This window comes from Melghiribacillus thermohalophilus, from assembly GCF_004342905.1.
Lineage (GTDB): Bacteria > Bacillota > Bacilli > Bacillales > Alkalibacillaceae > Melghiribacillus > Melghiribacillus thermohalophilus.
On the sequence record NZ_SMAN01000032.1, the window covers coordinates 1 to 23,950 of the forward strand.

General features: G+C 43.8%; 17 protein-coding genes, 11 tRNA genes, 2 pseudogenes and 1 riboswitch. Of the genes and pseudogenes, 5 read left to right on the forward strand and 25 right to left on the reverse strand.

The annotated features are described in order from the left end of the window. Positions 1-351: 351 nt before the first annotated feature. From EDD68_RS14435 to EDD68_RS14520, 19 genes are all read right to left on the reverse strand, one after another. A complete protein-coding gene (locus EDD68_RS14435; protein WP_165902204.1) occupies positions 352-825 on the reverse strand; it encodes a Tn7-like element transposition protein TnsE in 474 nt (157 codons plus the stop codon). A 95-nt stretch (positions 826-920) separates the two neighbouring features. Continuing rightward, positions 921-1,100: a hypothetical protein gene (locus EDD68_RS14440; RefSeq protein WP_132373106.1), complete on the reverse strand. Its 180-nt coding sequence runs from the start codon at positions 1,098-1,100 to the stop codon at positions 921-923. Between the two features lie 281 nt (positions 1,101-1,381). Continuing rightward, the gene (gene glmS, locus EDD68_RS14445) at positions 1,382-3,184 is read right to left on the reverse strand and encodes a glutamine--fructose-6-phosphate transaminase (isomerizing) (protein ID WP_132373108.1); all 1,803 of its coding nucleotides are present in this window, start codon (positions 3,182-3,184) and stop codon (positions 1,382-1,384) included. Positions 3,185-3,674: 490 nt separating this feature from the next. Further along, positions 3,675-5,030, reverse strand: a complete 1,356-nt coding sequence (gene glmM / locus EDD68_RS14450; RefSeq protein WP_132373110.1) for a phosphoglucosamine mutase — start codon at positions 5,028-5,030, stop codon at positions 3,675-3,677. A 38-nt stretch (positions 5,031-5,068) separates the two neighbouring features. Continuing rightward, positions 5,069-6,304 carry a CdaR family protein gene (locus EDD68_RS14455; RefSeq protein ID WP_132373112.1) on the reverse strand — a complete coding sequence of 412 codons (1,236 nt, stop codon included), beginning with the start codon at positions 6,302-6,304 and terminating at the stop codon, positions 5,069-5,071. Continuing rightward, on the reverse strand, positions 6,297-7,118 hold the full coding sequence (cdaA, locus tag EDD68_RS14460) for a diadenylate cyclase CdaA (RefSeq protein ID WP_132373114.1): 822 nt from the start codon (positions 7,116-7,118) through the stop codon (positions 6,297-6,299). Before cdaA ends, EDD68_RS14455 begins: the two co-directional genes overlap by 8 nt. A gap of 410 nt (positions 7,119-7,528) precedes the next feature. After that, positions 7,529-8,164, reverse strand: a complete 636-nt coding sequence (locus tag EDD68_RS14465; protein WP_132373116.1) for a zf-HC2 domain-containing protein — start codon at positions 8,162-8,164, stop codon at positions 7,529-7,531. A gap of 14 nt (positions 8,165-8,178) precedes the next feature. After that, entirely contained in the window at positions 8,179-8,742 is a 564-nt protein-coding gene (sigW, locus tag EDD68_RS14470; protein WP_132373118.1) for an RNA polymerase sigma factor SigW, read from the reverse strand. Positions 8,743-9,036: 294 nt separating this feature from the next. Beyond that, positions 9,037-9,939 (reverse strand): arginase, encoded by a 903-nt coding sequence (rocF, locus tag EDD68_RS14475; RefSeq protein WP_132373120.1) that lies wholly within the window; start codon positions 9,937-9,939, stop codon positions 9,037-9,039. Positions 9,940-10,174: 235 nt separating this feature from the next. Further along, a complete protein-coding gene (locus EDD68_RS15635; RefSeq protein WP_279388279.1) occupies positions 10,175-10,306 on the reverse strand; it encodes a hypothetical protein in 132 nt (43 codons plus the stop codon). Between the two features lie 66 nt (positions 10,307-10,372). Continuing rightward, positions 10,373-10,448, reverse strand: a tRNA-Ala gene (locus tag EDD68_RS14480). 6 nt (positions 10,449-10,454) lie between these two features. Continuing rightward, positions 10,455-10,529 (reverse strand) — tRNA-Gly (locus EDD68_RS14485). Positions 10,530-10,541: 12 nt separating this feature from the next. Further along, a tRNA-Leu gene (locus EDD68_RS14490) sits at positions 10,542-10,627 on the reverse strand. A gap of 7 nt (positions 10,628-10,634) precedes the next feature. Continuing rightward, positions 10,635-10,707 (reverse strand) — tRNA-Lys (locus EDD68_RS14495). A 43-nt stretch (positions 10,708-10,750) separates the two neighbouring features. Continuing rightward, positions 10,751-10,825: transfer RNA gene (locus EDD68_RS14500), tRNA-Gln, on the reverse strand. A gap of 8 nt (positions 10,826-10,833) precedes the next feature. Then, positions 10,834-10,918, reverse strand: a tRNA-Tyr gene (locus tag EDD68_RS14505). Between the two features lie 66 nt (positions 10,919-10,984). Further along, positions 10,985-11,061: transfer RNA gene (locus EDD68_RS14510), tRNA-Thr, on the reverse strand. A gap of 3 nt (positions 11,062-11,064) precedes the next feature. Next, positions 11,065-11,140, reverse strand: a tRNA-Val gene (locus EDD68_RS14515). A 1-nt stretch (position 11,141) separates the two neighbouring features. Next, positions 11,142-11,216 (reverse strand) — tRNA-Glu (locus tag EDD68_RS14520). A gap of 366 nt (positions 11,217-11,582) precedes the next feature. Between EDD68_RS14520 and EDD68_RS14525 the strand changes: the two genes are divergently transcribed. From EDD68_RS14525 to EDD68_RS15375, 5 genes are all read left to right on the forward strand, one after another. Next, positions 11,583-13,046, forward strand: coding sequence for a spore germination protein (locus EDD68_RS14525; protein ID WP_132373122.1), 1,464 nt, complete (start codon positions 11,583-11,585; stop codon positions 13,044-13,046). Beyond that, positions 13,046-14,143 carry a GerAB/ArcD/ProY family transporter gene (locus EDD68_RS14530; RefSeq protein ID WP_132373124.1) on the forward strand — a complete coding sequence of 366 codons (1,098 nt, stop codon included), beginning with the start codon at positions 13,046-13,048 and terminating at the stop codon, positions 14,141-14,143. The genes EDD68_RS14525 and EDD68_RS14530 overlap by 1 nt, the downstream gene beginning before the upstream one ends. Beyond that, positions 14,140-15,246, forward strand: coding sequence for a Ger(x)C family spore germination protein (locus tag EDD68_RS14535; RefSeq protein ID WP_132373126.1), 1,107 nt, complete (start codon positions 14,140-14,142; stop codon positions 15,244-15,246). The genes EDD68_RS14530 and EDD68_RS14535 overlap by 4 nt, the downstream gene beginning before the upstream one ends. Before the next feature lie 119 nt (positions 15,247-15,365). Next, on the forward strand, positions 15,366-17,321 hold the full coding sequence (locus tag EDD68_RS14540) for an aconitate hydratase (protein ID WP_132373128.1): 1,956 nt from the start codon (positions 15,366-15,368) through the stop codon (positions 17,319-17,321). Between the two features lie 55 nt (positions 17,322-17,376). Next, complete coding sequence (locus EDD68_RS15375; RefSeq protein ID WP_165902205.1) at positions 17,377-17,553, forward strand: hypothetical protein; 177 nt, start codon at positions 17,377-17,379, stop codon at positions 17,551-17,553. Positions 17,554-17,619: 66 nt separating this feature from the next. Here EDD68_RS15375 and EDD68_RS14545 read toward each other — a convergent pair whose 3' ends face one another. From EDD68_RS14545 to EDD68_RS14565, 6 genes and pseudogenes are all read right to left on the reverse strand, one after another. Continuing rightward, positions 17,620-18,693: a fibronectin type III domain-containing protein gene (locus EDD68_RS14545; RefSeq protein ID WP_132373130.1), complete on the reverse strand. Its 1,074-nt coding sequence runs from the start codon at positions 18,691-18,693 to the stop codon at positions 17,620-17,622. A gap of 102 nt (positions 18,694-18,795) precedes the next feature. Further along, a pseudogene (locus EDD68_RS14550) lies at positions 18,796-21,653 on the reverse strand (immunoglobulin-like domain-containing protein); the annotation flags it as partial. A gap of 27 nt (positions 21,654-21,680) precedes the next feature. After that, positions 21,681-22,097 (reverse strand): annotated as a pseudogene (locus tag EDD68_RS15730) (RCC1 domain-containing protein); the annotation flags it as partial. A 646-nt stretch (positions 22,098-22,743) separates the two neighbouring features. Further along, positions 22,744-23,214 (reverse strand): acyl-CoA thioesterase, encoded by a 471-nt coding sequence (locus EDD68_RS14555; protein ID WP_132373134.1) that lies wholly within the window; start codon positions 23,212-23,214, stop codon positions 22,744-22,746. 220 nt (positions 23,215-23,434) lie between these two features. Next, positions 23,435-23,611, reverse strand: a riboswitch (cobalamin riboswitch). Positions 23,612-23,782: 171 nt separating this feature from the next. Then, positions 23,783-23,855 (reverse strand) — tRNA-Thr (locus tag EDD68_RS14560). Between the two features lies 1 nt (position 23,856). Continuing rightward, positions 23,857-23,931: transfer RNA gene (locus EDD68_RS14565), tRNA-Asn, on the reverse strand. Between the last annotated feature and the right edge of the window lie 19 nt (positions 23,932-23,950).

The following is a 23,950-nucleotide window of genomic DNA, read 5'->3' on the forward strand; positions in this document are numbered from 1 at the left end:
ATGCGTATTCGCATGGAATGTCAGCAACCAGCCTAGCATTTGAAAGCAATCATACGATAGAGGAAGAATCAAGCACATTTTGTTGCGGAGAACCAGCATTTTGTTAAACATAGTGATTTTTTACTTTATTTTAAAGTTTATAGTTGAAAAAACAAAAAAGATATATTGGCATTACTGCGGATCATCAAATAAAGCAAATTAACTAAAGATTAGTGAGTACCTATATTAGTCTCTTTGCCCACCTATAAATTGTTTGGTTCGTATGTTTAATTTTTAAGTGATTTAACTTTTCTAACTGTCTTCTATTCCAATTTCCGCTATTGTAAACTAACCCCTTTACTACAAATTGAATTATTTTTCGTGCCTATCAGTTGTGCCCTGTATTTTTAATAACAGAGTAGATAGAGGCTTATTATCCGGTCGTCCTACTTCAAGAATATAGAGTGGAATTCTCCCACTTTGCATAACTTTAACCACTGCACAAACTCTTCGCCTTCCATCTGGCAACCAGGAAAACTTTCTGCCTAAAGGTAGATAAATAATACTAATAGATATCTTAAGATTTTGATATTTTGTTTTCAAATACTTAATCATTCTCAAAAAGTCATCCAGTCCATGTCCTTTTAGATCGTGTGCTAATTCTAAGGTATTAAATTCCAAAGGTTGAAGTTTTCCACCTAGTACTGTTTCATTAACACTTCCCTGTCTAACATGTGAACCACCACGTCCTTTTTTCACCATATAAGTGTCTCCTGAATTAACTTGTCTTTCCCCTTGATTTAAACGACGGATGGCAGGCATATAATCAAATTTCATTCGGGTCATGTCGTGTTCATTCACTGGTTGGTTAGTATCTTGTTTAGTATTCTGAAGTTCTTCTCTTTCAACTTCAAATGTTTCTTCTTTCGATGTTTTGCTGATTAATTTCTTTCTAGGTTTGCTAACCCTTTTAATTTTTTAAAAGACCGATGTGTATAATCAATTCGAGTAACATCAACAGATATACCCTCCAGCCCTAATATCTCATAAATCAAAACATCTTTTCCGACTTTCTTTCCCCTGTATTGAAAATTTAACGGTCCTATATCGGGTAAATTCATGATTAGGGGGTGGCCTTTACTTAAACTTTTTCCTGTTTGTACTGCCTGTAAATAAACATTACGGTATATCGATTCAAAAGATTCTTTAACGGTTCGGACAGCGTATAGCCATGTAAAATGCGTTATAAATTGTTTGTTGAAAACTAGATTTTGTGGAATTTTATCGGAAAATGCCAATACGAATATTAAATATAATAAAAATTGCGTGCTTGAGTTGTTTCTTCAGTCTTTCCCAAGCACGCAATGATGAAATTACTTCTATTTTTTCACTGTCTTATTCCTTACTCCACCGTAACCGACTTCGCCAGATTCCGTGGTTTATCCACGTCGCAGTCGCGGTGCAGGGCAGCATAATATGCGATGAGCTGCAGTGGGATCACCGACACCAGCGGGGTAAGGAGATCATGGACTTCTGGCACCACGAGGGTGTCGTCCGTCTGATCCAGTCCCTTCATGCTGATGATGCAGGCGTTAGCGCCCCGGGATACGACTTCCTGTACGTTGCTGCGAATCGGGTAGTTGACGTTTTCCTGGGTAGCCAGGGCGATCACTGGCGTACCTTCTTCAATCAGGGCGATGGTTCCGTGCTTGAGCTCACCCCCCGGAAATCCTTCGGTCTGAATATAGGAGATCTCTTTCAGTTTCAGGGCTCCTTCCAGACCTACATAGTAGTCGATTCCCCGGCCGATGAAGAAGCAATTGCGGGTGGTGGAGAGGTAATCTTTTGCGATTCCTTCCATCACGTCTTTTTGATCGCACAGTGCTTCTATGGCATTGGCCACGATGGCGAGTTCTTTCATCGGGTCAAAGTCGAGCTCATAGCCTTTGGCCCGGGCTGTATCTACGGCCAGAATAGCCAGCACGGCCATCTGGGCGGTATAGGCTTTCGTGGATGCTACTGCGATTTCCGGTCCTGCATGCAGATGCAGGGTATAGTCCGCTTCACGAGAAAGGGTTGATCCGGGCACATTTGTAATCGTTAAAGCAGGGTATCCCATTTCTTTCACCTGCACGAGTACAGCCCGGCTGTCAGCGGTTTCCCCGCTCTGGGAAATAAAAATAAACAAAGGTTTTTCAGACAGTAACGGCATGTTATAGGAAAATTCGCTGGCCACATGGACTTCTACCGGGATCTTCGCCAGCTTTTCAATCATCTGTTTGCCGACGAGTCCTGCGTGATAGCTGGTTCCGCAGGCGATGATGTAAACCCGGTCGGCATCGAGCATAGCCTGGCGAATATCGGATTCTAGCTTAATGTCATCGTTGTCGCCCTGATATTCCTGAATGATTTTGCGAATGACAAAAGGCTGTTCGTCAATTTCTTTAAGCATAAAGTGCGGGTAAGTGCCTTTTTCAATATCATCGGCGTCGATTTCGGCAATAAAATGTTCCCGCTCCACAGGCGTGCCATCCAGCTTTTGTATACGGATGGCATTCCGCTTCACAATCACAATTTCTTGATCCAGCAGTTCCACAAACCGATTCGTAACCTGCAGCATCGCCATGGAGTCACTGGCCACCACATTGAATCCGTCGCCAAGACCGACTAACAGCGGACTTTTGTTTTTAGCCACCAGGATGACATCCGGGTTATCCCGATCCATGACCGCTACAGCGTATGACCCCTTTAATAGACGAACCGTCTGGCGAAAAGCTTCGGTGACATCCTTGTGTTTTTCATGAAGCTTCTCGATGAGCTGCACAATGATTTCTGTATCGGTATCACTTTTCAGCGGAACATCCTGCAGATATTCCTCGCGCAGTTCGTTATAGTTTTCAATGACACCGTTATGCACCAGTGAAAACCGGCCAGACGCACTCTGGTGGGGATGGGCATTTTCTTCACTCGGCGCTCCGTGTGTGGCCCATCTGGTATGACCGATTCCCATGGGCGCATAAACGTTTTCATCCACAGCCTGACGCAGAGCTGCAATACGGCCTTTCACTTTAAAAGTATGGACACCGTCTTCATTCTGGACAGCAATCCCTGCTGAATCATATCCGCGATATTCTAATTTCTCTAACCCTTTTAATAAAATTTCTTTCGTATCGTTCTGTCCGATATATCCAACAATTCCGCACATATCGTATGTTTCCTCCCTCATCTCGAAGGGGCAAACAAACGACCGTATTCTGCAAGGGGCATTTGTTTGCCCCTTTCCCGTGATTTTTTCTATTTGGGCATCTGGTTTCAGACCTTTGTGCAAAGAGTCGCCTCTTTGTTTTCAGTCTAAAACATGACGGCTGAGATGCCGGGCAACCGGGAGGTACCCGCCGATCCTTCGATGAACCTCCTCCTCGTCAACTATTTCCCCTTTCTCGTCCACGGGAAATAGTCCTGGCGCTTTGATTCAGTTGTCTCCCGATCCTCCTTTCTGCTTTTGAATAAAGGGTTCCTTGAAATCATTTTCCATGATTGTAAAAAAATAAGGAACATCTACTATTTTAGCCGATATGCTAAAACGCGGTCAATACGGGAAACATGACAATTTGTTTAAAAAAGATGACAATGATAAGCTTCTATATGTATAAAATATGCGCAGACAGCTTTCGAAGTGCTGTCTGCGCATCATTTTAGTCTGTTTTCATGCCCAATTGTTCCTGAATGACAGCGACGAGCTGATCAGCGTGAACGTCACACTCTTCTTTTGTCGGGGCTTCTATCATGACCCGGACTAAAGGTTCTGTGCCGGATGGCCTTACAAGCACACGCCCATGATCACCGAGTTCTTCTTCCACCTTTTCAATGGCTTCTGTAATCCGCTGATTGGTATACACCTGGTTTTTATCGATGACGTTTACATTTTTCAATACCTGAGGATATTTTGGCATTTCGGCTGCCAGTTCGGATAATGGCTTCCCGGTATCTTTTAACACGTTCACAAGCTGGAGGGCAGTCAGCATGCCGTCACCAGTTGTATTGTAATCCAGAAAGATGATGTGTCCGGACTGTTCTCCGCCCAGGTTATATTCGTTTTTCCGCATCTCTTCCATGACATAACGGTCCCCTACAACTGTCTGGACACTGTTGATTCCCTGTTCTTCAAGGGCTTTGTAAAAACCGAGGTTGCTCATCACGGTGGATACAATGGTATCCTGATTCAGACGTCCTTTTTCCTTCATATATTTTCCGCAAATATACATGATTTGATCACCGTCAACGATTTCTCCTTTTTCGTCAATGGCAATCAAACGATCTCCATCTCCGTCAAAAGCCAGTCCGAGATCGGCCCCTTCCTCTTTGACAAGTTCCCGAAGTGCCTCAGGACTCGTTGACCCGACTCCGTCATTAATGTTTAAACCGTCCGGAGAAGTACCAATGGTGGAAATCTCCGCTTCCAGGTCTGCAAAAAGGTGAGGAGCCATGGAACTGGTTGATCCGTTGGCGCAGTCAATGGCAATATGCATTCCCTCAAAATCATAGTCAATGGTCTGTTTTAAGTACTGCATATATTTTTGTACGCCTTCAAAATAATCATTGACAACCCCAACATCTTTTCCGGCCGGACGGGGCAGTTGATCTTCTTTTTGATCCAACAGTTTTTCAATTTCCTGTTCCTGTTCATCGGTTAATTTAAATCCGTCCGGGCCAAAAAACTTGATTCCGTTGTCTTCTACCGGGTTATGCGAAGCTGAAATCATAACTCCGGCATCGGCGCCGAGCGCTTTCGTCAAATATGCTACACCCGGGGTTGAAATGACACCCAGGCGCATGACTTCTGCACCGATGGAAAGCAGACCTGCTGTGAGGGCGCCTTCCAGCATATGACCGGAAATTCGGGTGTCACGGCCAATCAATACTTTCGGACGTTCTTCTTTGTTTTTGGTCAGCACATAACCGCCATAACGTCCGATCTTAAAAGCTAATTCAGGTGTCAAATCCCTGTTGGCAACTCCTCTGACACCGTCCGTTCCGAAGTACTTTCCCATGTGAAATCGCTCCTTCGTTCTTGTTCCCTATATTCTATTTATTCCAGACGTATACGTGCATTTTCCACATTCAATGTGTAATCAATGTGTTCAGGTCCCTGAACCGAAATGGGAACAGAAAATTCACCTTCAATATAATTGGCTAAATCAATGGTCACTTCAAAGTCTTCAGGTTCAATCTGTTCAATTTGATTTTCTGTTCCAGATACTGTTATTTCCATTTCTCCATCTTCTGGCTCAAGGAAGGTGACCTCTCTTCCTTCTGGTACATTTATAGCTTGAATTTCCATATTTTCAAAGGTTCGTTGCCGGGTCTCTTCGACATCCACCGTGACTTTAACAGTGCCTGGTTCGGCTTTAATAACCCCTCCTGGCAAGGTAATCGTAAACTCAATGGTTTCATCTTCCGAAATTTCACTCAAATCAACCTCTAGATTACCTACATTTTCAATATTTTGCAAGACCTGTTCCGTACCAAATAATGTGACTGTTTCTGGTTCCAGCTTAATAGATTCAAGACTTAAACCCTCCGGAAGCTCATTGATGGTCTCAAAGGTAACCGGAACTTCCCTGGTGGTGCTGTCAACAGGAATCACCACCTGCACGGTTGACGGATACACAAACACATTGAGTTCGTTACCCTGTTCATCATACACTTTTACCGGGGCATTATCTATCCGAATTTGTTCATTCACGTCTTTGACATCTACAATGGCTTTCACCATGGTAACTTTATTCACTTCTGTATGAGAGCCCGTAATTTCTACCGTTCCCGGAGTGATGACAGGATCCCCGAGAATAACCCCGTCATCCAGTTCATTTTGATTTAAGATCTCCACATCTACCGCAAATTCTTCGGTCAGGCGTTCTTCAATTTTTACCCGGACCTCTTCTGGCTCAATATAAACCCTTAATTTATTCGATATCCCCCGGTATTTCACCGGTACGGTATGTTCGCCGGGCTCCAGTTCCATCAGATCCACAAACACATCAAAATTTCGCTGGCGTACTGCCGGAGTTACTACACTCGTAGGGCCTTCCATTGTGACATTGACATACTGGGGAACACCTTCCACAACATATTTCTCCTCATCGATCATAACCTGCAGGGGAACATTGTTCAATGTTCCTACATCATTTGAACCTGAAGGGAATATCGTACCATCAGGACGGGAGGTATTTTCCTCATCCAGACTGACGGATGTATACAATAACAAAGCAAACAGCAAAGAAAGACCTCTGATAAACCAGGGACTTTTTAGCCATCTATCCATTTTTCTGTCCCCTCCAGTTCCATGTTTTCATCGCAGGGGTTTTTTCGGATATATTCCATTCTTTTTGCAGGATTTCCTTTAATGATTCCTCGCTCAGGTTACGCTGCATTTCCCCATTTTTTGTACAGGAAATTTGACCGGTCTCCTCAGAAACGACAATCGTCAATGCGTCTGTCACTTCACTGATCCCCAGAGCGGCTCTGTGACGTGTACCTAATTCCTTGGATATAAATGGACTTTCTGACAGGGGCAGGTAGCACGCAGCTGCTATAATTTCATTATGTTTAATAATCACAGCTCCATCATGAAGTGGAGTGTTAGGCACAAAAATATTCGTTAACAGTTCACTCGTCAATTTCCCGTGGATCGGGATCCCCGTTTCCACATAATCGCCCATTCCTGTTTCCCTTTCAATGGTAATGAGGGCACCAATTCGCCGTTTAGCCATATAATTACATGCTTTCAGAATCGCGTCAATGGACTCCCGGGTTTCCTTTTGTTCAGAATACGTATTACGGGCAAAAAAACTACCCCGCCCAAGCTGTTCAAGGGCACGTCTCAACTCAGGCTGAAACAGGATAATAATCCCGAGGAATCCCCATGTAATCGCCTGATACATGAGCCATTGTACGGTTTTCAGTTCAAAGACACTGCTTAAAAACCAGATTCCCAACACAACAAGAATCCCTTTTAGCAGCTGAACAGCCTTGGTTCCTCGGATAAGCATGATCAATTTATAAAGTACAAACCAGACAAGGGCTATATCTATGATCATACGCAAATATTGGACAAAATCGAATCCCCCATCAAGCAAGACCCACACTTCCTTCTATGTCGAATTCTTATCTTTTATGACAAACGCGATTAACATTTACATTATATCACATTTCATGGTCAACATAAGTTCAGGTGTACTTGATAACAAACATCAAACCGCTTGCACTGACCGATCTGTTTGAGACGGACATTTTGGCAACATCTCTACATCACTTTTTTCGTCATCTCGTCCGTCACGGACGTGTACCCTTTTTGTTCTTCAACACCTAATCATGGGGAACCATTTTTATAAATTTATTCCTGTAAAGCCCGATAAAAAGAATCCGCTTCATTTGCGCGTGAACATACTGCAAGTTTGTTCTCCGGCTTTGTTTTAGAAATATATGAATGATATCGGATTCCTTCATACAAAAACCGCTGTTCGATCAGCGGTTTTTTATTCGTTACTTAAAAAGGAATAACCTGTTTAACACCATGTTTGATCTTATACCAGATCCATTCAAAGACCTGATTGACCTGTTCAATATCGCCTGTCACTTCCCCTGCGGAAGCTAAATACTTACTGGAGTCGCTCATTTGCCCATTTAATAATTCGCCATTGATTAAAATGACATCTCCCTTTACTTTCCCTTCAATTTTTAAATCGCCATTTTGCACAACCAGATCCCCTTCAATAACTTCCCCTTCCGGTACGATAACAGTGTTATCCTGAATGACGATGTTTTCTTTAATGGAAACTCTGAGCTCCTCATCCTGGTTCCACATGGTTACTGCACTTGTAAACATGAGGAAAAAGAATATTGCTGCTGCTGTAAAAAAAGGATGAGACTTTAACCAGCGTTCAAAGCCGATTCGTTTCTTCTCTCTAGGTAAATTGGCCATGACGTTTTTGGTGAATTGTTCTGATAGATGTAAATGGGTTGTGTTTTGCAGCATCGCTTCGGTTCGCTTTAATTCATGAAAATGCTTCTGACAATTTTCACATGTTGTGAGATGTTCCTTTAGCGCAACCTCTTCTTTTTTTGAAATCTCGTGATCAAGATATTTATGCATGAGTTTGACGATTTCTTTCGGACATTTCACGGTTATCACTCCCTTTACAGGTCCCGAAGCTTTTTACGCAGAGCTTCCCGGCCACGATGTATCCTCGTCTTAACGGTTCCAATCGGCATATCCAGCACTTCACTTATTTCCTGCAGCGATAATTCATCAACATATCGAAGAACAATAACCGATCGATATTTTGGAGGAAGAGAAAGAATCTGTTTCTGGATATAATCCTGCAGTTCCATGCTCTCCACTTCTTCTTCCGGCAATCGCTGATCCGTGGACATTTGGGAATACATCGTTAATCCGTCTGATCCCTTGATTTCCGCATCGAGAAAGCAATCTGGCTTCTTTTTACGGATACGATCGATGGAAAGATTCGTCGCAATCCGATACAGCCAGGTAGAGAATTTCCTTTTTTCATCAAAGGAGTGGATATTCATATATGCTCGAACAAAGGTTTCCTGTGCAGCATCTTCAGCTTCATGGGAGTTGCCAAGCATTCGGTAGCAGATCTGGAATACTTTGTTCTGATAGAAACTGACAATCTCTTCGAAAGCTGATTGGTCACCTTTTTTTACTTGTTGAATTTTTTGCTTGATTATTGCGTCCATCTTCATGTACCTCCGCTGGATCTGCGGTTATTAACCATACGTTTGACACACAGATCGGGTTTCATTTTTTTAAAATTTTAAGTTTTCCTGGTGGCCATTTGAGAGAAAGTCTTCCATCATCATAAGTTCCAGGTCCGTTTTTCCTGCTGTTTCATTCTAAATGAAGTCAGATCCAGGAACCATGAAAGCACTTTTCAAGCATGAATATAATGGTTAGGATGGCAAAAACAAAAAAGGAACAGCAACCTATGTTTTGACATAAGCTGCTGTTTCATACCATCGATTCATGTAAAATTATAACAACTTTTCGCCAAACAGGGAACCCATTAATCCAACTGCAATCGAAGCCGTTTTATTTTTTTCATCTAAGATGGGGTTAACTTCCACAAATTCTGCAGATGTAACGATGTTAGCTTCAGCCAGCATTTCCATAGCTAAATGGCTTTCCCGATAGCTCAATCCGCCAATGACCGGGGTTCCTACGCCCGGAGCATCATGAGGGTCGAGACCATCTAAATCAAGGCTTAAGTGTACCCCATCTGTCTGTTTCTGTAAGTAATGGATGGTCTCCTCCATGACAGTTGACATTCCCAGTCTGTCGATTTCGTGCATGGTATAAATTTTAATCCCCTTTTCCCTGATCAGCTTCTTCTCTCCTTCATCCAGAGAGCGAGCACCGATAATGACAATGTTTTCAGGGCGAATTTTAGGCTCATATCCTCCAATTCCCGTTAGCTTCTCATGGCCGATACCAAGACTTACCGCCAGCGGCATCCCGTGTATATTCCCGGATGGAGAAGTTTCTCCTGTATTTAAATCGGCGTGGGCATCATACCAGATGACGCCTAAATTTTGGTAATGCTTTGCTACGCCTGCCAGCGTTCCGATCGCGATGCTGTGATCCCCTCCTAATACAAGGGGAAATTTATCTTCCCGAACTACCTCGTCCACCACTTCTGCAAGTTTTGCATTTGCCTCAGCTACTTCCAGTAGATTGCGCAGGTTTGTACCGTCATCTTTGCGATAACGATCCGGTCTGGAAATGTCGATATCTCCTAAATCATCCAGTTCATAGTGAAGGGCTTCCAGCCGCTCAACGACTCCAGCATATCTCATGGCGCTTGGCCCCATGTCTACCCCTCTGCGGTTCTGTCCCAGATCCATAGGGACACCGATTAATGAAATGTCCTTTTTCATCTTTACATCCTCCTTCTTCATCTACCCATCATTGTAGGAAGAAAAAGGGGCCTGGTTCAACTCAACATTTTTGTGCATATATATACGACTTCAAAAGGAGCATATTGTAATCAGGTGGTTTTCAAGCAATATGATAAGAACAGGAAGGGGAATCTGTAAATGTTTTATCCTTCTGAATCAAGAAATCAGGAAAGGACCGTACTCGATTGATATCATTCTCCGTTCTCAAAGTGTATCAGGGATTGTCACCTTCTGGAGCAGACGGATATGCCCCCATCGTCAGGTGAATCCAGTATGACAATGCCAGGTGCCTGGTTTCCTTGTTGTTCTCTTCATCATGCTCTCTGGCAACCATTTTCGTTTTCATTTTGGCTTAACAAAAAAAGACTGTCTTCGAAATCTCGGAGACAGTCCACGTATTATGCATCAGACATGGTGGAGCCTAGCGGGATCGAACCGCTGACCTCCTGCGTGCAAAGCAGGCGCTCTCCCAGCTGAGCTAAGGCCCCTAAATATGGAGCGGAAGACGGGATTCGAACCCGCGACCCCCACCTTGGCAAGGTGGTGTTCTACCACTGAACTACTTCCGCATAGGCGTTAAATGCGGGTGAAGGGATTTGAACCCCCACGCCCATAAAAGGGCACTAGACCCTGAATCTAGCGCGTCTGCCAGTTCCGCCACACCCGCAAATCAATGAGCCATGGAGGATTCGAACCTCCGACCCTCTGATTAAAAGTCAGATGCTCTACCAACTGAGCTAATGGCTCCTATATCCATGATAACATTTTATGAAAGAATCAAACAAAAAAATGGCTGGGGTAGTAGGATTCGAACCTACGCATCACGGGACCAAAACCCGTTGCCTTACCGCTTGGCTATACCCCAACGTCAAATGGTGGAGGGGGCAGGATTCGAACCTGCGAACCCGGAGGGAGCGGATTTACAGTCCGCCGCGTTTAGCCACTTCGCTACCCCTCCCTTGAGAGAGATATAGTAAAATCAAGTCTGGCCATCACTTGATAGATGCACACATTAATTTGAAGATGGTGCCGGCCGAGGGACTTGAACCCCCAACCTACTGATTACAAGTCAGTTGCTCTGCCAAATTGAGCTAGGCCGGCAGATGGTGGAGGATGGCGGGCTCGAACCACCGACCCCTTGCTTGTAAGGCAAGTGCTCTCCCAGCTGAGCTAATCCTCCATGGTGACCCGTACGGGATTCGAACCCGTGTTACCGCCGTGAAAGGGCGGTGTCTTAACCACTTGACCAACGGGCCACACCGATCTAATTCATACTCTGTCCAAGCTGACGAAATATATTATATAAGGATATTCCTGCTTTGTAAAGGGTTATTTTGATGTTTTAATTTTCGAACTTTTCCACTTAAACAAATCTTGCTAAAAGCCTGTGACTTCATATAAATTCCCTTCCTTCCCAAAACTATCCGAAACCTTCTCTGATGTTGAACTGAAATCACGCTGATCAATCTTTCATTCTTAAATGGTGTGTTAAAGATTCAGTTCAAAGGATCTGGCTGCTAAATTTCCCTTTACATTAGAAACATCTTTTTGAGGAAGAATATTTATCACTTAATTTTTAATACTAAACGTAAGATGACTCCTAATAGCAAGGATGAATACCTATGAAATTCTTCGGCAAAGAGAGACGGATCAACCGAAATTTATACCAGAAATTGCAGGAATCTTTTAAGGATGTTTCTGACTTTTGTATAAGGGAAATCACAACAGACCACAATCAATTTTTGCTTGGATATATTACAGGACTGGTTGATTCAAAAGACGTAAGTGAATTGATTATCAAACCAATTCTGGAATCGAAAAAACAACTATCAATTGAGGATATGTATTCTCTGACATATGTAAGCAATGTTCGGATCACCAGGGATTTTGAAACCATTTCCACTTCACTGAGACGGGGAAAATCTGTCCTGTTCAAAGAACATGGTGATGAATGTCTAATATTAGGGACCCCTGGCTGGAAAGAACGGGATATTCAAGAACCGCAGGCAGAATCCACGATCAGGGGTTCCCACCAGGGCTTTATTGAAAATATTAAGACGAATATAGGAATGTTTCGCAGGTATGTGCCCGACCCTAAATTAAAAATGATTGACTTTCATCTTGGAGAACGGAGCCAGACAAAAGCATCACTCGTTTTTATAGAAGATATCGCTGATGAAGATTTAGTGAAGGAAATGATGAAACGTCTAAAAAGAATAGAAATCGATTCGATTATTAACACTGGAGAAATTCAGGATTTTATCGACGATAAGACCTTTACACTGTTTCCTCAGTTTCTGATCACGGAACGGCCGGATACGACTGCTGCTGCTGTTTATCAGGGAAGAATCGCTCTTTTTTTAGACCATAGCCCCGGAGTTCTGGTAGGGCCCTACAGTTTTGCTTCCTTTTTGCAGTCGGTCGATGATTATAGCATCCGCTGGCTCCCGGCATCCTTTATTCGTTTTTTGCGCTATGTATCTTTTTTTACATCGATATTTCTCCCGTCAATTTATATTGCAACGATCTCATACCACTATGAACTGCTCCCTCTTGATCTCACGATTTCCATTGGTGAATCAAGGGAGCGGGTTCCTGTCCCGCCATTGTTGGAGGCACTATTTATGGAAGTGGTTATTGAAATCCTGCGGGAAGCCGGTTTAAGGCTTCCGTCCCCGATCAGCCAGACCGTAGGAATTGTGGGCGGTATTGTAATCGGACAGGCAGCGGTTGAGGCTGGGATTGTCAGCAATATCATGGTCATTGTCGTAGCGCTTACGGCGATATCTTCCTTTATTTTGCCCAGCCAGGACATGTCCAATGGGATTCGGCTATTCCGCTTCCCAATTATGATTCTCGCTGCTTTTTATGGCCTGATTGGGGTCGTCGCCGGTCTGATGATTGTTATTGCTCATTTGGTCTCACTAGAAACGCTGGGTACTCCATATTTAAATCCGCTGGCGCCAACGAGGCTAAAAGACTGGAAAGACTTTGTCCTGCGCCTTCCGATGGGATCCATGAAAACAAGGCCAACACAAACCCGTGCCAATGACAAGAGGCGTCAGCCATCCAAGGGTGGAAAATAATGCAACGACCGTATGCCTTTAGTGAAATTACCAATTTTCAATTTGTCGTCTTAATCACAGGAGCTCAAATCGGAATCGGCATTTTAACGCTTCCCGCAGACGTGGCCGAAGTTGCAGATACATCGGGATGGATATCTGTCATTATTGGCTGGGCACTAACGGCAGTGGCCAGTATTGTAATTGTAAAAGTCATGAGCTACTATCCCGATTCTACAATTATTGATGTCTTCCCAAAACTGTTCGGGAAATACATCGGCGGCCTATTTATTATTGGCTGGTTACTATATGCCTTATTTGCAGCGGGGCTCGTGTTTTATACGTCTATTTTTTTGATTCAAATTTGGATTTTGCCCCATATGCCGCTATATGGGCTATCCATTTTATTTTCCTTCCCGGGGTATTTAGTGGCAAGACATAGTGTCCGTGTGCTTGGCAGGTACGCTGAAGTCGTGTTTTTTTTAACGCTGTGGATGTTTGTCTTTAGCTTCTTTTTATTTGAAAACATCTATCCTTCTTATCTGTTGCCGATTATTAAGGATGGCTGGATTCCGATACTGCAGGCCACACACACGGTTGTCCTATCGTTTATCGGCTTTGAGATTACGTTTATGCTGTATCCCTATTTACAGGACAAAACCTTTGCAATCAAGGGAGTATTGATCGCGAATTCCCTGACTTTAGGGTTTTATTTGTTTATTCTGTTTCTCTGCTTTATCTTTTTTAGTCCTTACGAAATCACGAGTTATAAATGGCCGACGCTGAATTTATTAAAAGTGATCGAACTTCCTTTTATAGAACGTCTTGAAATTCTTTTCCTATCTTTTTATCTACTTACGTTATCTACGACTGGGATTCCGTATTTCTATATTGCTGCGGTTTCACTCGCTAAACTTTTCGGTAAGCAGGAACATAAAATACCAACCATTGTGCTGTTCAGTTTTATGGTGATCATTTCCTTCTTCTACAGCCCTGCCGAAAAACAGTTGGAACAATTGATAACATTTTGGGGAAATTCGGCAATTGGAATTTCGTATATTTTTCCGGTCGTATTGTTAGTGGTGGTTTACATTATTCATAAAGTGAGGAAAAGGAAATGAAAAAGCTTACTGTATTGTTTATACTCAGTTTCTTATTTTTAAATGGGTGCGGGGGGCAGTTGTATCTAGAAAAAACTACGATTGCCCTTATGCTGGGAATTGGTACGGGAGAAGAGGAGCGTTATCGCGTGCTTCAGACCAGCCCAGTTTTTAAAGAGGAAGCCGAGAAAAAAACCCGAACGTTCACCGTTGAAGCATCTACATTAAGGGAAGCGAGAAAAAAGCTTGACAGCAAAACAGACGGAAACGTGGTATTCGGGAAGATGCAGGTCGTTCTTGTCACCAGGGATTTATTAAAAAACACAGACATATATGAACAGTTAGATACACTCTACCGGGATCCCAAAAACACGGTTACCGCATATATGGTCTGCTATAACGGTGACTTATCCGACCTAGTGAATTATAACCCGCCTGATATCCCGAGGTTGGCTACTCATATCAAACGCCTGGTTTCTACTACACGGGAAAATGAAAGTACGGTAGCTACTACTCTGGAAATTTTCCGCAGACTCTATCTGGATAAGGTTTTAACACCATTTATGGCGGAAATTCAATTTAAAGATGGGGATCTGAAAACAATGGGAATCGCTTTGCTAAACAAGGACGGGCGTTATGTCCTTTCACTCAATAAACATGAAAGCTCACTGATCCTTATTCTGCGAGATGACATCAATTATCCAGTGCCTCTGACTTTATCCATAGAATCTAGCGGTGAGCAGAAACCCGGAAACATTAGCCTGGATGTCATTGATTTAAACAGAAAAGTGAAAACTTCTCACCAAGATGGCTCTTTTTCTTTTGATATTCAGGTAAAAATGGATGTGAATATCACTGAAAGCCACCTGCCTTTCAATACTTACAAGGACAAAGAGAAGACGGAAAAATTGATCCAGCAAAAGATGGAGGAAAAATTAACTGGCGTTCTAAATAAATTACGGGAGAATGAACTGACCCCACTTGGCTTTGGACTGCAGGCCCGGGCACAGCATTACAAGGAATTCAAAAAAGTGGAGGACCGCTGGCAGGAGGTCTTTAAAGAAGCTGATATCAACATAGATGTAGAGGTTGAAGTTCAAAATAACGGTACGTTAAGTTACTAGTTTATACCGTTCTTCTAAAACAGGCAGAAAAATGCAAATTCCACGTGTCTAACCTTCATAAATAGGAAACATTAAAAACCGAGGATGCCATCTGATTTTTTGAAAAAAGGAGGATGACCATGGGGTTCAATGTATCCCAAAAATTAATCAAAAGTCACTTGCTTTCCGGAGACATGACACCCGGAGAAGAAATTGGCCTAAAAATTGACCAGACCTTAACCCAGGATGCCACAGGGACGATGGTCATGCTTGAACTGGAATCAATGGGGCTTGATTATGCAAAAACAGAAGCTTCGTGCCAGTATGTGGATCACAATCTCATTCAGGAAGACAGCAAAAACCCGGACGATCATTTGTTTTTAGAAAGCGCTGCTAAAAAGTTTGGACTCTATTATAGCCGTCCGGGCAATGGCGTCAGTCACCCGGTACACATGCAGTATCTGGCAAAGCCAGGGAAAACGTTGCTTGGTTCGGACAGTCACACCTGCGCAAATGGATGCATGGGAATGCTGGCCATCGGAACGGGTGGGATCGATGTTGCCATGGCAATTGCCGGTGAACCCTATTATGTGAAAATGCCCCAAATCTGGGGCATCAAACTAACTGGAGAACTGCCGGACTGGGTCAGTGCGAAGGATGTGATATTGGAGTTGCTCCGCCGCCATGATGTGAAAGGCGGCGTTGGAAAAATCCTTGAATACTATGGGCCTGGCCTCGACAGCTTAAGCGCCATGGACCGTCATGTCATCGCCAATATGGGAGCTGAATTAGGTGCAACCACCTCGGTTTTCCCATCTGATGAAGAAACGAAGCGTTTTTTAACCTCCCAGGGCCGGGAAGGGGACTGGATCGAATTGAAAGCAGATAAAGATGCATCCTACGATCTGGAAGAGGAAATCAATCTTTCTGAGTTAGAACCGCTAATAGCCAAACCATCCAGCCCGGGAAATGTAGTCCCCGTACGGGAGATTGCAGGAGAGCCTATATACCAGTCTTACATTGGTTCATCCGCCAACCCGGGCTATCGGGATTTCGCCATTGCAGCTGAAATGGTCAAAGGACGCCATGTAGCTGACGGGGTTTCACTGGATATCAACCCATCATCCAGACAAATCCTGGTGGACCTCGTCCAAAATAGTCACATTGCTGCCTTATTGAAGGCCGGAGCCCGATTGCACCAGGCAGGCTGTAACGGATGTATCGGGATGGGACAGGCACCTGCAACCGGACGGAATAGTTTACGCACAACACCTCGCAACTTCCCGGGTCGTTCAGGCACAAAAGAAGATAGCGTCTTTCTATGCAGCCCGGAAACGGCAGCTGCATCTGCGCTAACTGGAAAAATAACGGATCCCCGAACCCTGGACATGAGTTATCCAGAAGTGTCAGATCCAGAAAATCCTACGAGGGATGAACAGTTATTGGAACAACCTCTCCCTTTTGAAAAAGCAAAAAATATCCGTCTGGAAAAGGGTCCAAATATTGCTTCCATCCCGAACATGGATCCATTGCCAGATGAAATGGACATTCCGATATTATTAAAAGTCGGTGACAATATTTCAACCGATGAAATTTTGGCTGGAGGTGCCCGGGTACTGCCATACCGGAGCAACCTGCCGGAAATCAGCAAATTCACCTTTGAAATTATTGATGAAACCTATTATGACCGTGCCATGAGCACGAAGGATACCGGCGGACATGCCATTATTGGCGGATACAATTACGGACAGGGATCGAGCCGTGAACACGCAGCCCTGGCGCCGAGATATCTCGGTCTGCGTGCAGTCATTGTCAAAGATTTTGCCCGCATCCACTGGCAAAACCTCGTGAACTTCGGGGTATTGCCGCTGACCTTTGTAAATGAAGAAGATTATGAGTTATTGAAACAACATGATGTCCTGCAATTCAGGGATATTCATGAACAGATTCAAAGGAAAAATGAATTTACCGTTACATTAAAAGAAAAAAATCAAGAAATTCCCGTTCGCCATACATTATCTAAACGGCAGATTGACGTGCTTCTGAAAGGCGGGGTCATTAACTGGGTCAAACAGCGAAATTCAGTTACGTCATGAGGGATCTTCTCTTGCCATCCAGGTCAATATTTCGAATCAGAAAGGAGGGTGTAACATGGAGGCTGATGAGCACATATGCCCGGCGTGTGAAGGGGCTGGATTATTAATGGATGATGAATTCTGGCATTATACTTGTTCGGTTTGCGGCGGGGATGGAGTCATTGACCCCGAGGACCTACAGGGCAGAAAAGAAGTCATCGACGTGGATGAAATGAAGCGAACCCTCGAATAAAAATAAGCGTCTCTATGCCGAACTGGTCGGCATATGAGACGCTTTTTGTTGTTTGGATGAAACCTGTTAGTTTTCTACACGCTGTATGTTCCGTCGCCTGATGAAAATCATAACCATTCCTGCTGCGATTAAAGCGATTCCTATTGCTATCCATTTGTACATGAACGTAGCCGTTTGCGGGAGTTTCGATTCTTTTTTATCAGTTATCTGACCTGCAGGTTTTGCAGTTCCTTCATCATTTTGTTCAGATGCAGTCTGGACCGGATCAGTGGTGACCCTTAAGGTCGTTTCTTCTGATTCATTGCCTAATAAGTCAATCGCTTTTAGTGTATAGAGATACGTTTGATCAGGCGACAGCTGTGTGTCTGTGAATTCAGTTTCATTTCCGTCGATCTCTGCAATTTTTTCTCCATTTCTCTCAATCACATAGCTTTTGATTGCAGAAGGGTCATAAGCGGTAAAGCTGAGTGTAACACTATTGGATGTTTTTTGTTTTTCTTTCAGGCTGACATTGGATGGACCATCGTTATCCGTAAAAACACCATAAATGGAGAAGTGAGGGACTTCAATCTGAATCCGGCCATTTTCGGCGGTTCCCCACCCATCTACATACTCCCAGCGTTCTGTTTGTTCATTGAAGTAATAAATACCGGTTTTGCTAATGTCTGCTTCCTCATGTACGCCCATTGTTAAATGATATGTTCCTGTGTACGTATCATAGCCATTTGGAAATGCTAAATGAATATCAAAACGCTCTCCCACAGGAAGCAAACCCGGTGCACTGACATGAGCAGGAAGGACCTGTATAGTTGAGCCCTCAGGTAAATGAGGTGGAGCTTGAATAAACGTTTCGCTTTCTTCCACCCAGAATAAATCACTCGCTTTTATCGGCACTGGTTCACCCCATTCGCTCTGGTGGCCGTTGACCACGCGGAGGACAAATTCTTTTTTTAATTCTCCAAACCGAACAGTTACCGTAACAGGCTGTACGCTGGCTTGCTTACCAGTCATCGTCCCCTTTTTGATGTCGAGGGCTTCAGTGTCACTTATTTTATACTCTGCTTCAGTTGCCACATCCCTCTTTAGACCATCTGAAAACATGGCTATCACTTCCAGATCAACGGATTCACCAACTTTCACTGCCAGAGGAACAGATGAAATCGTTATGTTTTCTGCTTTCTCTACATGAACCGTACGTGTGGCGGTGGTCCTGTTATTTGAGCTGTCCTGTACAGAATAGATGATCGTGTAAGTGCCTGGTTCGGTCGTATCTACTTCCCGCTGATATCAATCTCGTTTGTTAGGTCACCATCATAGTCATCATATGCAGTGGCCCCCGGTTCAATATAGTCCTGGCCAACTTCAAGCCTAATAGAGTCCCCTTCATGAAGAGTGATTTCGGGATGGTCCTGATCTACAACATGAACGGTGCGTGTGACTGCTCTTGCCCTGTTACCAGAGCTGTCCTTTACGTTGTAGGTTAGCGTATATTCTCCTATCGTTTCAGTGTCTAGCTCTCCGGAAACCTCTACCTGATCATTCAGTTGTTCACCTGATCGGTCCACGACTTCATAACCCGGTTCTTCATATGATTCACCATAATGTATGGTGAGCGGATTATCTCCTTTCAGGATAATTGAAGGCGGAGTTGTGTCCACAACATGAACCGTGCGTTGGGCTGTTTCTATATTTCCTGAAGAATCCATCACACGGTAGGTTACATTGTATGTGCCAATATTTTCTGTATCTACTTCGTTTACAATTTCTATATCTTCTGTCAAATCTCCGTCATAATTATCCCAGGCAGTTGCTCCTTCATCATCATAATGATCTCCCACTTCTACGGTAACAGGATTTGGACCGTTTAGAGTTATATCAGGTTTGGTTGTATCCATTACATTGATTATGCGCTTTTTCTGGGCTATGTTTCCGGCACTGTCTGTTACGGTATAGATGACCTCATAGTTACCCAGCCTTAAAGGATCTACAAGACGATCATCAATCACTATGGAATCCGTAATATCTCCGTCTATATCATCATAAGCTTCAGCGCCTGGATCTACGTAATCATCTCCGACTTCTAACGATATAGGATTATCTCCTTTCAGGATGATGTTAGGTCGGTTACGGTTAATCTGAACGGTAACTTCTTTGATTTCTCCTTTGACTCCTGCATTGTTGACAGTATAGGCGTATATCTTTGTTTCTCCCTCATCAGTAATTGTGAAAGAACCTGTGTACTCTTCCTCTTGTCCGTCTTCGCCTATTTTAAACATCGTTTTCTGAACACCGCTCGTTCCGACAACCCCGTCCTCGATCGTTACCGTTACCTGTTCTTCATTCGTCCATCCTTCTGGGTCCAGGTTGATCGTTGGAGCTTTTGGCTGCATCCAGTCTATCTGAACCGTCTTTTCTGCTTCAGCCCCCACATATCCAACATTGTCTACGGTACGTGCTGTAATGGTCGTCTCGCCTTCTTCTTGAACTGTAAAGGGACCTTCATATACTTGCCAGTCCCCTTCGCCTACACGATATTCGGTATGCGACACTCCGCTTAAATCTTCCGTGCCATCTTCTATCGTGACGGTCACCTGTTCTTCATTTGTCCAACCTTCTGGGTCCAGGTTGATCGTTGGAGCTGCTGGCGGTGTCCAGTCAATTTGAACCGTCTTTTCTGTTTCAGCACCCACATGTCCAACCTCGTCTATGGTTCGTGCTGTAATGGTTGTCTCGCCCTCTTCGTCAACTGTAAACGGACCTTCATACACTTCCCAGTCCCCTTCGCCTATGCGATATTCGGTATGCGACACTCCGCTTAAATCTTCTGTGCCATCTTCTATTGTGACGGTCACCTGTTCTTCATTCGTCCATCCTTCTGGACTCAGGTTGATCGTTGGAGCTGTTGGTGGTGTTCGGTCGATTTGAATCATCTGTATCGTTTCATCACTCTGGTTCCCGGCAACATCCACAGACCTTGCCGTTACTAGTGTCTCTCCTTCTGAATCCACCGTAAACGGATCACTATACGTTTGCCATTCTCCCTCATCCAGACGATATTCCGTCCGCTCTATTCCACTTTCGTGATCTGTTCCTTCTTCAATGGTTACCGTTACGTGATCATCGTTTGTCCAGCCTTCTTTTTCTACATCAATGGCTGGTGGTGCTGGAGGTATATCATCATGTGTAACCGTAATTGATACAGGATCACTCTCGAACCCGTTCACGGCTGCTTTCAAGATTAGTGTGTTTTCCTGATTCGTACGAAGCGGAACTTCGATTGCAAAATTCCCGTTTTCATCTGGTGTTCCATTTACTGTGATATCTCCATTATCAATTTCTACAGTAACATCTTCTTCGGCCTTCCCCTCGATGATTACTTTTTCTTCATTTGATACTGTGGGATAGACCAGATCATAAGGCGGGACAGGGGGACCGATTCGAAACGTGTCCGATTTCGTATAGGCCGAAGCCCCATACTCTGTTTCTGCCTGAACACGCACCCTGGCCTTTGATGTATGGACATCTCCCGGCAAATTCCCTGTCCATGATGTGGAGGTCAGATTTCGGGCAAGGTCCCTCCAGGACGATCCGTCGTACAATTGTAAATGATATTCTCGGGTGTCCTCACCGTATCCCCAATCCTCCACATCAGACCAGCTAAGTGTTACTTGTGATCCTACTTCCTGTACTCCAGGTGTAATGATATCTGGCGGAGATTTGGGGACAAAGGTCTTCACTGTCCAATTGGTGATATTGCTTCTGCCGTAACTGTCTGTCCCGGTGTGGTAGGCAACAAAAATCTTTCCATCATTTCTGACACCGATGGTATTATCATATCCGGCACGAATCCTCACGATATCGGACCACCAGGACACATCTCCCAGATCTTCAAATGCAACTTCTGTTCTCAGAACCGTTCCATCACTTTTTAACCCGACTGTATGTCGTTTTCCTGCGGCGATCTGCACAATATCGGTCCAGCCATTCACTTGATAGATATACTCATGATAGCCAGCTCTAACGACCGTTCCATCACTTTTCAAACCGATCGTATGCTCGGCCCCTGCTTCAATTTGGACAATATCTGTCCAGTCATCCACGTCAATTGGGATATCATATGGGTCATCATATTCATCATTTCCAACGGCGACGACCGTTCCATCACTTTTCAAGCCCACCGTATGATAATTCCCGGCTGATATTTGCACGATATCTGTCCAGTCATCCACATCAATTTGACCAAAAACGTTTTGTCCGACAGCCACAACAGTCCCATCACTTTTCAGACCTACTGTATGGTAAGAGCCAGCGTCCACCTGCACAATATCGGTCCAGTCTCCTACTTCCGTTTGACCATCACCGTTATTTCCGGTCGCGACGACAGTCCCATCGCTTTTCAAGCCCACTGTATGTGTGAGCCCAGCTGCAACTTCAACCAGGTCTGTCCACTGTCCGACATTCAGTTGCCCGCGGTCGCTACGACCAACGGCGGTGCCGCTTCCATCACTTTTGATCCCAACCGTATGATAAATATCCGCATCAATGATTTTAGGAATGATCTTGTTTCCCGGATTCCCCGGTTGGGCTGTTGCCTGCTCCGGTACAAAAGGGAAGCCAGATAACAGATTTCCGAGTATGAGAAAAGTGATCAAAAGATATTTGCCGATCATGACAAAGAACTTTTTTGCCTCTTTTTTGTGTTTTTGAAACATCATTCTATCCTCCTTTATTTGAGACATCATGTTTTCATACTGAAATGCAGGATTTGGATGAATCTGTCATTTTTTGGCATTCTACTTCCCAAATATAACAACTGCTATTCTTTAAATCTATTAACTTTGGTTAATATATTTTCAAGAAACCCGTAACTGTCACTCCCTATAACCGACACCCCTTTTAGTCGTTCTTAATGGTGGTTTCGCTGGGATGGTCTACTCTGGCATGGTAAACATATCAACATGTTCACCCCTTTACGGAAATAAGCAGATTTCTAACATTTCTGAGAGGCTGATTTCAAAAAATGTTGATAAATCAATAAAAAAAAGCGGTTTCCATGGTATGGAATACCGCCTTGTCGAAAATTTGATGATTGACTTTTCCGACAATTCCATTAGCCTCATTTATATTACATTATTAAACGTTTTCCCTTCGTCTCAAGAGGCTTCATCTCAATTTTTTTCTGCACCCCATTTACGCCATATGATCTTTTTTTCGTTCTTCTCTTCTTTTTTTAGCTTGTTCGGATAACTGCTGTTCTTCTTCCGTTTTGGGTATGACTTCCGGGACAGGAACTGGTATACCCTCATCATTGATAGCGACCATCGTTAAGAGAGAGGTTGTCGTCAAACTCTTCTCACCTGTCTCTAAATGTTCACACTCAACTTTTACATACACTTCCATCGATGTTTTTCCAGTCGAAATAACCGTGGCTTCTAGTGTCAAAATATCTCCGACTTTAGCGGACGAATGAAAGGAGACCGTATCGATCGATGCAGTAACAACAACTTGTTTACTGTGTTTCATCGCGGCGATCGCAGCAATTTCATCGATATAGGCTAACACTTTTCCGCCAAATATGGTTCCTAAATGGTTCGTATCCGGTGGCAAGACAAGTTTTGTAATTTTTGTACGTGAGACGTCTGTCGATAACTTCATATTCATGATTTCCTCCTTTTCCAGGTAAAAGCTATTCCTACAACATTTTAAGGAGAACAACACTACACATGTTTCGAAGAGTTTTAGGGAAAAAGAGGAATGAAAATAAAAACCCTGCCACAAAGGAGTGGCAGGGATCAAGATGCATAAGGACAAAAAAAGAAAGCTAGCCAGCACTTTTTCCATTTATGTATCCCTCGTATATCTTCCCAACTCCCGAAGAAGATCATACGCTATAAAAATGGCAGGTCTCCTGACTCGTGCTTCTTCCTCCATAAGGCCTTCCCGTTTTTCAACAGTGGATATCCTTATGTCGTCCACACTTACAGTTGCGGGGACAGTTCTGGACTTTCACCAGATTCCCTATTAAGTCTGTATAGACACCATTTTTACCGGCATGCTATATGCAGTGTTATAATATAAAGCACTAAAATGTTGTAGTAATTCCAGTGTAGTCTACAATTTTTTTTCTGGCAACCTGGAAATATCAACCCGTGTTCTCTGCAACTAGCGATATAAAAGAATGCGGTTCCCGGATGATTCGGAAACCGCATCATATCAACGTTTGAAAGAGAGCTTCCAGCCGGACTTGAACCGGCGACCTCTTCCTTACCATGGAAGTGCTCTACCGACTGAGCTATGGAAGCATGGCTCCACCGGCAGGATTCGAACCTGCGACCAATCGGTTAACAGCCGATTGCTCTACCACTGAGCTACGGTGGAATAATCATAAACCAGCACC